Here is a 13865-nt window from a genome sequence, read left to right on the forward strand (position 1 = left end):
ACCCCGTCTCGATTTTTACACTGTAAATCATCAACATTTTTTATTCATTACACATGAACCAACATCGTGACAAATGTTTCATTGTTGGCAATGTGGACGGGAGTCAATATGGACAGCAGTAAACGGCAATTTCTCCAGCAGCTCGGCGTCCTGACCGCTGGCGCCTCGCTGGTTCCGCTGGCTGAAGCGAAATTTCCTTTTTCGCCGGAGCGGCATGAAGGCTCTCCCCGACACCGTTACGCCATGCTTATCGACCTGCGGCGTTGTATCGGCTGTCAGTCCTGTACCGTAAGTTGCACTATTGAAAACCAAACGCCGCAGGGCGCATTTCGTACGACCGTGAACCAATACCAGGTCCAGCGTGAAGGTAGTCAGGAAGTCACGAATGTGCTGTTGCCGCGTCTGTGCAACCATTGCGATAACCCCCCCTGTGTGCCGGTCTGCCCGGTACAAGCCACCTTTCAGCGGGAAGACGGCATTGTGGTGGTGGATAACAAACGCTGCGTCGGCTGCGCCTATTGTGTCCAGGCGTGTCCTTACGACGCCCGATTTATCAATCATGAAACGCAAACTGCCGATAAATGCACGTTTTGCGTCCATCGTCTGGAAGCCGGGCTGTTACCCGCTTGCGTAGAGTCCTGCGTCGGCGGCGCGCGTATTATTGGCGATATCAAAGATCCCCATAGTCGCATCGCCACCATGCTTCATCAACATCGCGACGCTATCAAGGTATTAAAGCCGGAAAACGGCACGTCGCCCCATGTTTTCTACCTGGGTCTGGACGACGCCTTTGTCACCCCATTAATGGGCCGTGCACAGCCCGCGCTTTGGCAGGAGGTCTGAATGACACATTCACTCATCATTGAAGAAGTGCTGGCTCACCCGCAGGACATTAGCTGGCTGCCGTGGGCGGTACAATATTTCTTTTTTATTGTCATTGCCGCCTGCGCCGCACTGTTTGCCTGTTATCTTCACTGGCGGAAAAAAGACGCCGCAACAGAAGAAAATAGGGCATTACTGATTGCCATTACCTGTGCGATTACCGCACCGCTGGCGTTGACGGCGGATCTGCACCAGACCGCCCGCGTCTGGCATTTCTATGCCTGGCCGACGCCCTGGTCGTGGATGCCCTGGGGAGCGTTGTTCCTGCCGCTGTTTACCGGATTTCTCGCTCTGTGGTTCCTGGCGCAGCAAATAAAACGATTATTCAATAAAAGTTACAACGTCACTAAATGGTTGGCGTTAGCCAGCGCGCTTTGCGCGGTGGGCCTGTTGATTTATACCGGCCGCGAAGTCTCCGTTGTGCTGGCGCGCCCAATCTGGTTTAGCTACGCCTTCCCCGTGGCGATGTTTCTTAGCGCCTTACAGGCGTTCTTCGCGCTGATGATTGTCGCCGCCCGACGCGACTCGGTAAGGCTGCCAAAAATATTGTGGGGACAAATCTGGACGCTGGCGGCGCTGGGGCTGGTCGTGGCCATGTGGGTCAGCGGCGATACGCTTTCCGGCACGGCAATCCGTCAGTGGATTTCCGTCGCCCTGTCAGCCAAATATTACGCTGTCGGCTGGCTAGCGCTGTGGGTATGCACACTGCTGTTCTGTAGCCTGGCGCTACGTCATCCGTTATCGCAACTAAGACGCGTCCTGCTGGTTCTGAGCGCGCTGGCGCTATGTTGGCTGATGCGCTGGACATTGTTGATTCAGGTACAAACCGTACCCAAGTTCAACGCGCAATTTAACCCTTACTCGTTACCAGGAGGAACGGATGGCTGGCTGGCTATTCTCGGCACCTTCGGCCTGTGGATAGCGCTACTGATTATTATTCGTGAAACGCTGAACGGACTCACCAGGAGATTACAACATGGCTAATTTAACCCGTCGTCAGTGGCTAAAAGTCGGTCTCGCCGTCGGTGGGATGGTCACTTTTGGTCTGAGCTACCGTGATGTGGCGAAACGCGCAATTGATGGCCTGTTAAACGGGACGTCCGGCAAGGTAACGCGCGACCGCATCTTTGGCAATGCGTTAATTCCGGAGGCGCAGGCGCAAACGCACTGGCAGCAAAATCCACAACAAACCATCGCCATGACGCAATGCTTCGGCTGTTGGACACAGTGCGGTATCCGCGCCCGGGTTAATGCCGATGGCAAAGTGATACGCATCGCCGGCAATCCCTATCACCCCTTGTCGCAGGAACACCCGATTGACTCGTCCGTCCCTTTTAGCGAAGCCATGGAGCAACTGGCGGGAGAAAGCGGTCTTGACGCCCGCTCAACCGCCTGCGCGCGCGGCGCCACGCTGCTGGAAAGCCTGTACAGTCCGCTGCGACTGCTTGAACCGATGAAACGCGTGGGTAAACGCGGCGAAGGGAAATGGCAGCGCATCAGCTTTGAGCAGCTTATTGAAGAAGTCGTGGAAGGCGGCGATCTGTTTGGCGAAGGTCATGTGGACGGACTGCGCGCGATTCATGCGCCGGATACGCCAATTGACGCAAAGCACCCCAGTTTCGGGCCCAAAACCAATCAGTTACTGGTCACGAATACCAGCGACGAAGGCCGCGATGCGTTTCTGCGTCGTTTTGCGCTAAATAGCTTCGGCAGCAAGAATTTCGGCGCGCATGGCGCCTACTGTGGACTGGCTTACCGGGCCGGCTCTGGGGCGCTGATGGGCGATCTGGATAAAAACCCGCATGTCAAACCCGACTGGGAAAACGTGGAGTTTGCGCTCTTTATGGGCACCTCCCCGGCACAGTCCGGCAATCCGTTTAAACGCCAGGCGCGTCAGTTGGCGAGCGCCCGGCTGCGTGAGAATTTTCAATACGTCGTGGTCGCCCCCGCCCTCCCCTTATCAACGGTGCTCGCCGATCCTCGCGGTCGCTGGCAACCGGTCATGCCCGGCAGCGATTCGGCGCTGGCAATGGGGATGATCCGCTGGATCATGGATAATCAACGTTATAATGCTGATTATCTGGCGATTCCCGGCGTACAGGCGATGCAGCAGGCCGGCGAGCAAAGTTGGACCAACGCCACGCACCTGGTCATTGCGGATGAACTGCCGACGCTTGCCGGACAACACCTGACGCTGCGCCATCTTACGCCCGATGGCGAAGAGACCCCTGTCGTACTGAATACCGACGGCGAGTTGGTCGATGCATCCACTTGCCGACAGGCACGGCTTTTCGTGACGCAGTACGTTACGCTCGCCGACGGCCAACGGGTCACGGTGAAGAGCGGGTTGCAACGCCTGAAAGAGGCGGCAGAAAAGCTCTCGTTGGCGCAATACAGCGAACAGTGCGGCGTGCCGGAAGCGCAAATTATCGCGCTGGCGGAAACCTTTACCAGTCACGGACGTAAAGCTGCGGTCATCAGTCACGGCGGCATGATGGCCGGCAATGGGTTTTATAACGCCTGGTCGGTCATGATGCTTAACGCGCTGATCGGCAACCTCAGCTTGTCCGGCGGCGTCTTTGTCGGCGGCGGCAAATTCAACGGCGCTAGCGACGGCCCCCGCTACAACATGAACAGTTTTGCCGGAAAAGTGAAACCGTCAGGGTTAAGTATTGCCCGTAGCAAAACCGCTTATGAAGCATCGGAAGAATACCGCGACAAAATTGCCGGCGGGCAATCCCCTTATCCAGCCAAAGCGCCGTGGTATCCCTTTGTGGCAGGCCAGCTTACCGAACTGTTGACCTCCGCGCTCGAAGGCTATCCTTATCCGCTTAAAGCCTGGATTTCCAATATGAGCAACCCGTTTTACGGTGTTCCCGGTCTACGCGCCGTGGCGGAAGAAAAGCTAAAAGACCCTCGCCGACTGCCGCTCTTTATCGCGATTGACGCCTTTATGAATGAAACGACGGCGCTGGCGGATTACATTGTGCCGGATACACATAATTTTGAGAGCTGGGGCTTTACGGCGCCCTGGGGCGGCGTAGCCAGTAAAGCCACTACCGCCCGCTGGCCGGTTGTCGCCCCCGCCACTCACCGCACGGCGGACGGGCAACCTGTCTCAATGGAAGCATTTTGTATTGCGGTAGCAAAACGGCTTCGTCTGCCCGGCTTCGGCGACCGGGCGATAACCGATCCGCAGGGCAATACTTTTCCACTGAACCGGGCGGAAGATTTCTATCTGCGCGTAGCCGCTAATATCGCCTTTATGGGCAAGACGCCGGTCGCGCTGGCAAATCAGGAAGATATTTCGCTTACCGGCGTCAGCCGCATTCTGCCAGCAATTCAGCACACGCTTAAAGCTGATGAGGTCGGTCGCGTGGCGTTTATCTACTCGCGTGGCGGCCGGTTTGCGCCCGAGGATAGCGGCTATACGGAGCAACGGTTAGGTAACGCGTGGAAAAAACCCTTACAGATCTGGAATGCAGATGTTGCCGCCCACCGTCACGCCATCACCGGGGAGCGTTTCAGCGGTTGCCCGGTCTGGTATCCGGCGCGTTTGTCAGATGGTCGTGCGATTGACGACCAGTTTCCCATTGGGCAATGGCCGCTGAAACTGATTTCATTTAAATCAAATACCATGTCCAGCTCAACAGCCGTCATCCCGCGCTTACACCATGTGAAGCCAGCAAACCTGGTGGCGCTGAATCCGCAAGACGGCGAGCGTTATGGACTGCAACATGGCGATCGGGTACGGATCATTACGCCGGGCGGTCAGGTCGTGGCGCAAATCAGTTTGTTAAATGGCGTGATGCCAGGCGTCATCGCCATCGAACACGGATATGGCCACCGCGAGATGGGCGCAACGCAGCACTCTCTGGATGGCGTGCCTATGCCGTATGATCCACAAATCAGGGCAGGCATAAATCTTAACGATCTGGGCTTTGCTGATCCGACAAGAACCATTACCAACACTTGGCTCGACTGGGTTTCTGGCGCGGCAGTACGTCAGGGGCTGCCGGCAAAAATCGAGCGTATATAACCCCCGGGCCGGAGAGCGATATCGTCTTATTTCGTCGAGGGTAGCGACTGATAAGCGAACGCTGTCCGGCTGCATATACTCACTGAATCGTGCAAGCCCAACTATTTTACGTTCACCCCGTCATATTACATAGAAAATATATGACAACACTCACAAAACTATTTTCCCCTTCTGTAAGCAATTAATATTTAACACATTGACTGCGCTTCTGATTATTGACATTCATTTGGGGTTACTTCCGGTTGACCGCATAATCTGTGATTGAATTCACCGCATGACAACATTGCCATAAATACAATTCAACTCACTACCCGGAGGCAATATGTTTAAAGAAGAAAGACGTCATGCCATCATTAATTTACTGATAAAGGATAATAGTGTTAGCGTCAGTAAACTTTCAGACCTTTATAAGGTTAGCCAGGAGACTATTCGTTCCGATCTACGCTATTTCCAGAAATCAGGTATGCTTCAGCGTTGCTATGGCGGAGGGATTTTAAACCGTGACGCGCTGAGTAAGCTTATCACTGAAAATAAGATTGATATCTCCAGCACTATCGCCACGCCAATCCATCAGGATGCAAAACTGTGCCGGGAAAACACAAAAAAAGCAGGCAAGGTGTGTGTTTTAGGCTCATTCAATATTGATGTTTCAGCAACCGTGCCGTGGTTTCCACAAAGCGGAGAATCCATTCTGGCCAGTCAATTTGGATTCTATCCTGGCGGTAAAGGAGCCAACCAGGCTTTAGCGGCGAACAATGCCGGCGCTGCGGCACATTTTATTTTTAAAGTGGGCAAAGATCAGTTCAGCGCATTTGCTATGAATCATATTATTCAATCAGGTATCGCCTCATACAGCGCGTATCAAACAGATAAAGCGCCCACCGGTAGCGCATTGATCTATGTCTCCGCCGTGGATGGCGATAATATTATCGCCATCTACCCTGGCGCCAATATGATGCTCACCACGCAAGAGATTAACGAGCAACACCGTTATATCGCCGAGTCTGACGTTATGTTAATGCAGCTCGAAACGAACATTGAAGCGTTGACTGAATTTATTCGCCTGGGAAAACAAGAAAATAAAATGATCATGCTGAATCCTGCCCCCTATACGAAACAGGTGACGCATTTATTATCTGATATTGACATCATCACGCCGAATGAAACTGAAGCCTCTTTTTTATCCGGCGTAACCATTACTGATATTAATGATGCGAAAAAAGCCGGAAATATTATTCTGCAATCCGGGGTGAAAAAAGTCATCATTACCCTTGGCGCCCGTGGCTCTCTGCTCTGTGAGCACGCCCGCACGTTGTATATTCCTGCGTGGAGCGCCGTGGTAAAAGATGCCGCTGGGGCCGGTGACGCTTTTAATGGCGCCTTAGCCGCCGCGCTGGCGCGACAAGCAGATATGGTCGCAGCCATTCAATATGCCTCCGCTTTCGCTTCTCTGGCGGTGGAACAAGTCGGTGCGTCGAGTATGCCTCAGCACTTGCAGGTTTTACATCGAATGCGTACCCAATCTAATAAAGTCATTAACATTAATTAACAGGTGACATAATGAAAATTTTATTTATTGGCGAATCCTGGCACATTCATATGATTCACTCTAAAGGTTTTGATAGCTTTACATCGAGCAAATACGAAGAAGGCGCAGACTATTTATTATCCTGCTTACGTCAGGGTAATATCGATGTAGACTACATGCCTGCCCATATTGTGCAAACTCGTTTTCCACAAACCGCCGAAGCATTAGCCTGCTATGATGCGATCGTCATCAGTGATATCGGTAGCAATACGTTCCTGCTACAAAACAGAACGTTTTATAATATGGACATTATTCCTGATGCATTACAACTTATCGCCGATTATGTTGCTGAGGGCGGCGGTCTGTTGATGATCGGCGGGTATTTATCCTTTACGGGAATAGAAGCAAAAGCCAATTATAAAAATACGGTTCTGGCGGAGGTATTGCCGGTTGATATGCTGGATGTAGATGACCGCGTAGAACTACCGCAAGGATGTAAAGCAGTAAATACTGCGGTAGAGCATGTTATTACCCAGCCATTTAGCGAATGGCCGCCGCTATTGGGCTATAACAAGCTTATCGCCAAAGAAAATAGTCAGGTCCTTGCTGAAATTAATGGTGATCCACTGTTAGTTATGGGTACTTACCATAAAGGGAAAGTATGTTGCTTTGCCAGTGATTGTTCACCGCACTGGGGAAGCCCGCAGTTTCTGCAATGGGAACATTACGCCACCTTCTGGTGTAATGTTTTACACACAATAAAAAAATAATATTACCCAGGCGAATATAAATTTCGCCTGCCCTGCCACACACTGAGTCATTAAGAATATGAATGATACTTATCTCTATGGCGAAATGTTTTCTGAAAACATATTGACAAGCTATCGGATTTATGGAGACAGAAAATCATTACTCACGCCGCTCATTATCCTTCACGGCGGCCCTTCTGGCGGCTTTGATTATTTATTAAATTATCGCCATCTGGCTGATGACGGGCGCATGGTAATATTTTACGATCAATATGGCTGCGGTCGTTCAACGCATTTTCCTCATGCCGACGCGTCTTTCTGGACTATTGCGCGTTATCTCCGTCAATTAACCCAATTAATTAATCACCTGGGTATCGGACAAGGGTATTCGATACTGGGACATTCCTGGGGCGGAATGCTTGCCGCAGAGCACGCCTGCTTACAGCCTGCCGGGCTTCGCGGGACGATACTGGCCAGTTCGCCGGCCAGTATCGCCCTGTGGCAACAGGAAGCCATACGGCTCTTTAACGCTCTGACGCCAATGTCCGATGACGATATCAAAAACGTCATTATGCCCGCCGTCATTTATCAAAACCCACCGGAACAGCTGGTCGCTTATTATGCCAGACACGTTTATACCCTCGCAGAAGAAGCCGTTCATGTTCAGCGCTCTAATGCGCAGTTCGCCGCCGACCCTACGGGTTATCACATTTTATGGGGAACCAATGAACTGGCGGCAAATGGCAAACTTGCCGACTGGGATATTACGCCCCATTTGTGCCAGATACGCTGTCCTGTTCTGGTACTACGCGGCGAAAACGATCAGGCAACCGAGCGCGTCGTCTCTCCGCTTCTCTCTCACATTTCAGACTGCCGCGCGGTCACTATTCCCGGCAGCAGCCATAACCCGCATGAAGAAAATATCGCGCCCTGCCTCGCAGCGGTAAGCGCGTTTTTACGCGATCTGGCATAAAAAGCCATTAAGGTATTTATCATGAAAAAAGTCAAAAAATTGTCTCTTACCGATTTAGTGCTTTATGGTCTGGTGTTTATGGTGCCTATCGCGCCAGTCTCTCTTTATGGCGTCGTTTATAATCTTTCGCACGGTATGGTTGCGCTGGTTTATATTATTGGCGCGATCGCGATGTTTTTTACCGCGTACAGCTACTCTACCTTATCGCAACATATCTCCTCGTCGGGTTCGGCCTATGCGTATGCTGGCGTATGCATTAATCCCGCCGTAGGGTTTCTGACCGGATGGATATTACTGCTGGATTATCTTTTGTTCCCTACGCTCGTGGCGGTGCTGGGCGGCGTCGCGGTCCACGCTATTTTACCGCAAATCCCGGTCTGGGTCTGGCCGTTGATTTATGTGGCTATTGGCACCGGAGTCAACTATCTCGGGATACAGCAAACGGCGAAATTCGATAAGTTACTGGTCTTTATTCAACTCGGTATTCTGGCGATTTTCGTGCTACTCATTGTCCGTCTGATGATGCTGGACAGTAGTCAGATAACGCTTTCCTTCCGGCCTTTTTTCGATTCACAGTGGTTCACCCCTGGGCTCATCGCGACGGCGATTTCGGTGGCTGCGCTGAACTTTCTCGGCTTTGACGCTATCAGTACATTAAGTGAAGAAAGCGAAGGCGGGGGACGCGCCGTCAGTAAAGCAACGCTGTTGGCGTTAGTTTTGGCGACGGTACTGTTTATTATCGTTGTGGCGTTTGCGGCGTTCGCCACCGGTAATGTCGACCGCTTCGCGGAAGGCAATGCGACGAATGAAGCATTTTTCACCATTGCCGGCAACGTTGGCGGTATCTGGCTCAAAGTGGCATTTTCCATCATTGTGGCGTTTGTGTGCGCCGTCGGCAACATTATTACCGCGCAAACGGCGGTGTCCAGAGTGTTATTTTCAATGGGGCGCGACCGAATGTTGCCCGCCTTCCTCGCTCACGTCCATACCACGCGTAAAACGCCGGATTATGCCATTCTGTTTACCGGCGGCGTCACCCTGCTGCTCAGCTACCTGTTTTCCGGCAAGATTGAATCTATCTCCACGCTGGTGAACTTTGGCGCGCTTTTCGCTTTTTTTGTCGTGAACCTGTGTGTGTTTATCCTGTTCAATTTCCGGATGAAAGCCCAGCGGCGCATTTTCGCCCATGTCATTTCGCCGATCATGGGGATGATCGTCATCGGCTACGTCTGTTTAAACATGAACATTCACGCTCTGATACTCGGAATTAGCTGGGCGGCGATCGGGATAGCGATTCTGTGCTATCGAAAAGCACACAACCAAAACATCGCCATCGACCTGGAAGGCAAAAAGTTGCTCGATTGACATTATGCGCAACAACACCCATTGTTGCGCAACGCCGCCCCTGTTCGGGCGGCGTCATCGCCAGCGACATCGTAAACAGCGTAATAACAAACCGTTGTGGATCTGCACAGATGTCTTTTGAAACAGGGTTTTCATTTTCCTTTTTTGTAAATTTCAGCGTATAATGCGCGCCAATTGTCTCTTGAATGGTTTCAGCGCATTGGACTGTAAAACTCAACGACTAAAATTATCCCCTTCCCGTTGGGCTGAAACGCGAGCACACATTCCTCTGCACGCTCTTTCGATGTCACCTATCCTTAGAGCGAGGCATCATCACTTTAGCAACACAGGCTTAGCTTCCGGGCCGTGCGCGCCCGAAGCCAGATTTCCATATCCTCCTCAACTTAAAGACTAAGACTGTCATGAAAAAGACGAAAATTGTTTGTACTATCGGTCCGAAAACCGAATCCGAAGAGATGTTAAGCAAAATGCTGGACGCGGGCATGAACGTCATGCGTCTGAACTTCTCTCATGGCGATTATGCAGAACACGGTCAGCGTATCCAGAACTTGCGCAACGTGATGAGCAAAACCGGTAAAAAAGCCGCTATTCTGCTTGATACTAAAGGACCAGAAATCCGCACCATTAAACTGGAGGGCGGTAACGACGTTTCGCTGAAAGCGGGCCAAACCTTTACTTTTACCACCGACAAATCCGTGGTCGGTAATAATGAAATCGTTGCCGTCACCTATGAAGGCTTCACCAGCGACCTGAGCGTTGGCAACACCGTCCTGGTTGACGATGGTCTGATCGGTATGGAAGTGACCGCCATCGAAGGCAATAAAGTCATTTGTAAGGTGCTGAACAACGGCGATCTGGGCGAGAACAAAGGCGTTAACCTGCCGGGCGTTTCTATTGCTCTGCCGGCGCTGGCTGAAAAAGACAAACAGGACCTGATCTTCGGTTGCGAACAGGGCGTTGACTTTGTTGCGGCCTCCTTTATCCGTAAACGTTCTGACGTTGTCGAAATTCGCGAGCATCTGAAAGCCCACGGCGGCGAAAACATCCAGATTATCTCTAAGATCGAAAACCAGGAAGGCCTGAACAACTTCGATGAAATTCTCGAAGCTTCCGACGGCATCATGGTTGCGCGTGGCGACCTGGGCGTAGAAATCCCGGTTGAAGAAGTGATCTTTGCGCAGAAAATGATGATCGAAAAATGTATCCGCGCACGTAAAGTCGTGATCACCGCGACTCAGATGCTGGATTCTATGATCAAAAACCCGCGTCCGACCCGCGCAGAAGCAGGCGACGTTGCGAACGCCATCCTCGACGGTACGGATGCGGTTATGCTGTCCGGCGAATCCGCCAAAGGGAAATACCCGCTGGAAGCCGTTTCTATCATGGCGACCATCTGCGAACGTACCGACCGCGTCATGAACAGCCGTCTGGACTACAACAACGACAGCCGTAAACTGCGCATTACGGAAGCAGTATGCCGCGGCGCGGTAGAAACCGCCGAAAAACTGGAAGCGCCGCTGATCGTGGTAGCGACCCAGGGCGGTAAATCCGCTCGCGCCGTGCGTAAATACTTCCCGGACGCCACCATCCTGGCATTGACCACCAATGAAGTGACCGCCCGCCAGTTAGTACTGAGCAAAGGCGTGGTATCGCAGCTGGTGAAAGAAATCAATTCTACTGATGATTTCTACCGTCTGGGCAAAGATGTCGCCCTGCAAAGCGGACTCGCCCAGAAAGGCGACGTCGTAGTGATGGTCTCCGGCGCGCTGGTTCCAAGCGGCACCACTAACACCGCCTCTGTTCACGTACTGTAATAATTGTTGTGTGAATTAATTTGTTTAAAAAAGCGCCCTTCCGGCGCTTTTTTTATTTAATCGATAGCCACTATTAATAAAAAAATCAAATCGGATTTTACTATCTAATTGCGGATTATCTAAGAAGAATCCGATGGAAGCCCCCTGTTTTCTTTCGGTTTTTTAGGGACTTTCATGCATTTCGATGCTTCTTTGAGCGAACGATCAAAAATAAGTGCATTCCCATCAAAAAAATATTCTCAACATAAAAAAGTTTGTGTAATACTTGTAACGCTACATGGAGATTAACTCAATCTAGAGGGTATTAATAATGAATCGTACTAAACTGGTACTGGGCGCGGTAATCCTGGGTTCTACTCTGCTGGCTGGTTGCTCCAGCAACGCTAAAATCGATCAGCTGTCTTCTGACGTTCAGACTCTGAACGCTAAAGTTGACCAGCTGAGCAACGACGTGAACGCAATGCGTTCCGACGTTCAGGCTGCTAAAGACGACGCAGCTCGCGCTAACCAGCGTCTGGACAACCAGGCTACTAAATACCGTAAGTAATAGTACCTGCGTAATAAAAATGGCGCACATCGTGCGCCATTTTTTTTACCTATATAACCACACAAAATATAAGGTTATTGTTATGAACCGCACTAACAAACTGATCTTAGGTGCAGTAGTTCTGGGTTCCACGTTACTGGCAGGTTGTTCCAGCAACGCTAAAATCGATCAGTTGTCTTCCGATGTACAGACGCTGAGCGCTAAAGTTGATCAACTGAGTAATGACGTAAATGCAATGCGTTCCGACGTTCAGGCTGCTAAAGACGACGCCGCTCGCGCGAACCAGCGTCTGGACAACAAAGTATTCCGCATCTGTAAATAATTTGACGCACAATATAAAATGGCGCACATCGTGCGCCATTTTTTTGTCCGTCGTTTGCTGCGAAGGCTACTGCGTCGCGCGCGTTTGCCCCTCTTCCCCGACAAAACCATTCTGAGCGGATTCGACTGCGGTCGTATTTACCGCTGGCGTCTGCCCGGCGCTCACGCTGACTGGATACCCGGCTCGCCGGTATAGCGCCTTATCGACCAGGCGGCTATCCACCCCTTGCGCGTTTCTGAATGCGGTAAATTCCGCAGGCAACACGTAGGGCATCGTCTGCACGTTTTGCTCTTCTTCCGGCGATAGCGGCCTGTGTACCTCTACATAACGAATGCCATTCGGCTCGACAGAGAATTTCACCGGCTGGTTAATCACTTTTACCGGCGTCCCCGTTCTGACCTGCGCAAATAACGCTTTGATGTCCGGCGCGTTCATGCGAATGCAACCGGAACTCACGCGCAGACCCACGCTATCCGGCGCGCTGGTGCCATGAATGAGATATTCCCCATTACCGTGCGCCAGACGCAGCGCATAGCGTCCCAGCGGGTTATTTGGCCCGGCAGGGATCACCGGCGGCAGCGTGATCCCCCGCTCAAGCGAACGTTGGCGTATGCCCGCCGTCGGCGTCCACGTCGGGTTGGGGATCTTTTGCCCTATCCGGGTGTCCATGACGGGAGTTTCCAGTCCCTGCAAACCGATGCCGATGGGATATACCTGAACGCGGTTTTCTCCCGGCGGATAATAATACAACCGTAGCTCCGCGAGGTTGACGATAACGCCTTCCCTGGGCGCATCCGGCAATAACATCTGCGAGGGAATGGTAATTAGCGTACCGGGCTTAGGCACCGGCGCAATCGTATTGTTCGCTTCAAGAATGAGCATCGCCGCCGTATCAAAACGCCGGGCGATAGCCTGCAGGTTTTTATCACCTTCCTGTACGGTATAGGTTTGATTCTGACCAATAAGACGGCTGCCTTCGGGCGGTAATGGATAATCAACCGCCCAGGCTGCCTGTAACGCGCTATACGCGCCGATAATAGTTAGCGTAATGAAAGACGCACGTTTCATACCAAACCTCCTGTATTCCTGGTGATGCCCTCTGCGACGACTGGTAGCGCTTCGCTTATCAGAACAACAAAATATACGCTCTGTCCACTCTGGATAAAGCGACGTCGCCGTCCGACAAAGGATTTGACATCAGGTAGAACGCTGTCTGTACAGTTTAGCTAAGAGTGGCGGCCTTAGCGCGAATTGCGCGAATCATTGCTTCCAGCCCCTGAGAACGAGAAGGCGTGAGGTGCTGTGTAAGCGCCATTTTTTCGAACCATGGCCGGACATCAAAATGCACAATATCCTGCGCCGTCATCTGGTGGTACAAAATAAATACCACCGCCATAAGACCTTTAACGATCGCCGCGTCGCTGTCGCCCTGCAATTCGATAATGCCGTTGGCGTTTCGCCGCATCACGATCCACACCTGGCTCTGACAACCATGAATCGTATTTTGCGCATTGCGATCCTGCGGATTTAACTCCGCCAGGCGCTGCCCCAACTCAATAATATATAAATATTTCTCTTCCCAATTAGCGCAACGCGTAAAGTTACGCAGCAATTTTTCTTTATCCGGTAGCGCAGCCATAAAACCT

General features: G+C 51.7%; 13 protein-coding genes. 11 read left to right on the forward strand and 2 right to left on the reverse strand.

Translation table 11 applies throughout. The features are described 5' to 3' along the window. Positions 1-108: 108 nt before the first annotated feature. The 11 genes from ttrB (at position 109) to NA330_RS02030 (ending at position 12219) form a co-directional block, all read left to right on the forward strand. Positions 109-843 carry a tetrathionate reductase subunit TtrB gene (gene ttrB / locus NA330_RS01980; RefSeq protein WP_001523928.1) on the forward strand — a complete coding sequence of 245 codons (735 nt, stop codon included), beginning with the start codon at positions 109-111 and terminating at the stop codon, positions 841-843. Then, on the forward strand, positions 844-1866 hold the full coding sequence (ttrC, locus tag NA330_RS01985; RefSeq protein WP_023241965.1) for a tetrathionate reductase subunit TtrC: 1023 nt from the start codon (positions 844-846) through the stop codon (positions 1864-1866). Then, positions 1859-4921, forward strand: a complete 3063-nt coding sequence (ttrA, locus tag NA330_RS01990) for a tetrathionate reductase subunit TtrA (RefSeq protein ID WP_023241966.1) — start codon at positions 1859-1861, stop codon at positions 4919-4921. Before ttrC ends, ttrA begins: the two co-directional genes overlap by 8 nt. 322 nt (positions 4922-5243) lie before the next feature. Continuing rightward, positions 5244-6470, forward strand: a complete 1227-nt coding sequence (locus NA330_RS01995; protein ID WP_023241967.1) for a PfkB family carbohydrate kinase — start codon at positions 5244-5246, stop codon at positions 6468-6470. 11 nt (positions 6471-6481) lie between these two features. After that, a complete protein-coding gene (locus NA330_RS02000; RefSeq protein ID WP_000697187.1) occupies positions 6482-7219 on the forward strand; it encodes a glutamine amidotransferase in 738 nt (245 codons plus the stop codon). A 58-nt stretch (positions 7220-7277) separates the two neighbouring features. Continuing rightward, a complete protein-coding gene (locus tag NA330_RS02005) occupies positions 7278-8171 on the forward strand; it encodes a proline iminopeptidase-family hydrolase (RefSeq protein ID WP_001000506.1) in 894 nt (297 codons plus the stop codon). A 21-nt stretch (positions 8172-8192) separates the two neighbouring features. Then, positions 8193-9536, forward strand: coding sequence for an APC family permease (locus NA330_RS02010; RefSeq protein WP_000756093.1), 1344 nt, complete (start codon positions 8193-8195; stop codon positions 9534-9536). A gap of 163 nt (positions 9537-9699) precedes the next feature. Then, complete coding sequence (ynhH, locus tag NA330_RS02015; RefSeq protein ID WP_418143684.1) at positions 9700-9930, forward strand: protein YnhH; 231 nt, start codon at positions 9700-9702, stop codon at positions 9928-9930. 7 nt (positions 9931-9937) lie between these two features. Then, the gene (pykF, locus tag NA330_RS02020; protein WP_000751447.1) at positions 9938-11350 is read left to right on the forward strand and encodes a pyruvate kinase PykF; all 1413 of its coding nucleotides are present in this window, start codon (positions 9938-9940) and stop codon (positions 11348-11350) included. 310 nt (positions 11351-11660) lie between these two features. Next, positions 11661-11897 (forward strand): murein lipoprotein Lpp, encoded by a 237-nt coding sequence (gene lpp, locus NA330_RS02025; protein ID WP_001082307.1) that lies wholly within the window; start codon positions 11661-11663, stop codon positions 11895-11897. Between the two features lie 82 nt (positions 11898-11979). Beyond that, positions 11980-12219 (forward strand): major outer membrane lipoprotein, encoded by a 240-nt coding sequence (locus tag NA330_RS02030; RefSeq protein ID WP_001082326.1) that lies wholly within the window; start codon positions 11980-11982, stop codon positions 12217-12219. Positions 12220-12285: 66 nt separating this feature from the next. Here NA330_RS02030 and ldtE read toward each other — a convergent pair whose 3' ends face one another. Together ldtE and sufE are read right to left on the reverse strand one after the other, a co-directional pair. Continuing rightward, the gene (gene ldtE / locus NA330_RS02035) at positions 12286-13287 is read right to left on the reverse strand and encodes a L,D-transpeptidase LdtE (RefSeq protein ID WP_000817059.1); all 1002 of its coding nucleotides are present in this window, start codon (positions 13285-13287) and stop codon (positions 12286-12288) included. A gap of 154 nt (positions 13288-13441) precedes the next feature. Further along, a complete protein-coding gene (gene sufE / locus NA330_RS02040; protein WP_023241969.1) occupies positions 13442-13858 on the reverse strand; it encodes a cysteine desulfuration protein SufE in 417 nt (138 codons plus the stop codon). Positions 13859-13865 lie beyond the last annotated feature (7 nt).

The organism is Salmonella sp. NW722 (assembly GCF_051702785.1).
GTDB lineage: Bacteria > Pseudomonadota > Gammaproteobacteria > Enterobacterales > Enterobacteriaceae > Salmonella > Salmonella enterica.

Bases quoted from the DNA above. Each gene is read 5' to 3' on its own strand.
- lpp (WP_001082307.1), top strand. From the start codon at position 11,661: ATGAATCGTACTAAACTGGTACTGGGCGCGGTAATCCTGGGTTCTACT.
- ynhH (WP_418143684.1), top strand. From the start codon at position 9,700: ATGCGCGCCAATTGTCTCTTGAATGGTTTCAGCGCATTGGACTGTAAA.
- NA330_RS02000 (WP_000697187.1), top strand. From the start codon at position 6,482: ATGAAAATTTTATTTATTGGCGAATCCTGGCACATTCATATGATTCAC.
- ttrA (WP_023241966.1), top strand. From the start codon at position 1,859: ATGGCTAATTTAACCCGTCGTCAGTGGCTAAAAGTCGGTCTCGCCGTC.
- pykF (WP_000751447.1), top strand. From the start codon at position 9,938: ATGAAAAAGACGAAAATTGTTTGTACTATCGGTCCGAAAACCGAATCC.
- ttrB (WP_001523928.1), top strand. From the start codon at position 109: ATGGACAGCAGTAAACGGCAATTTCTCCAGCAGCTCGGCGTCCTGACC.
- NA330_RS02030 (WP_001082326.1), top strand. From the start codon at position 11,980: ATGAACCGCACTAACAAACTGATCTTAGGTGCAGTAGTTCTGGGTTCC.
- NA330_RS02005 (WP_001000506.1), top strand. From the start codon at position 7,278: ATGAATGATACTTATCTCTATGGCGAAATGTTTTCTGAAAACATATTG.
- NA330_RS01995 (WP_023241967.1), top strand. From the start codon at position 5,244: ATGTTTAAAGAAGAAAGACGTCATGCCATCATTAATTTACTGATAAAG.
- ttrC (WP_023241965.1), top strand. From the start codon at position 844: ATGACACATTCACTCATCATTGAAGAAGTGCTGGCTCACCCGCAGGAC.
- sufE (WP_023241969.1), bottom strand. From the start codon at position 13,858: ATGGCTGCGCTACCGGATAAAGAAAAATTGCTGCGTAACTTTACGCGT.
- ldtE (WP_000817059.1), bottom strand. From the start codon at position 13,287: ATGAAACGTGCGTCTTTCATTACGCTAACTATTATCGGCGCGTATAGC.
- NA330_RS02010 (WP_000756093.1), top strand. From the start codon at position 8,193: ATGAAAAAAGTCAAAAAATTGTCTCTTACCGATTTAGTGCTTTATGGT.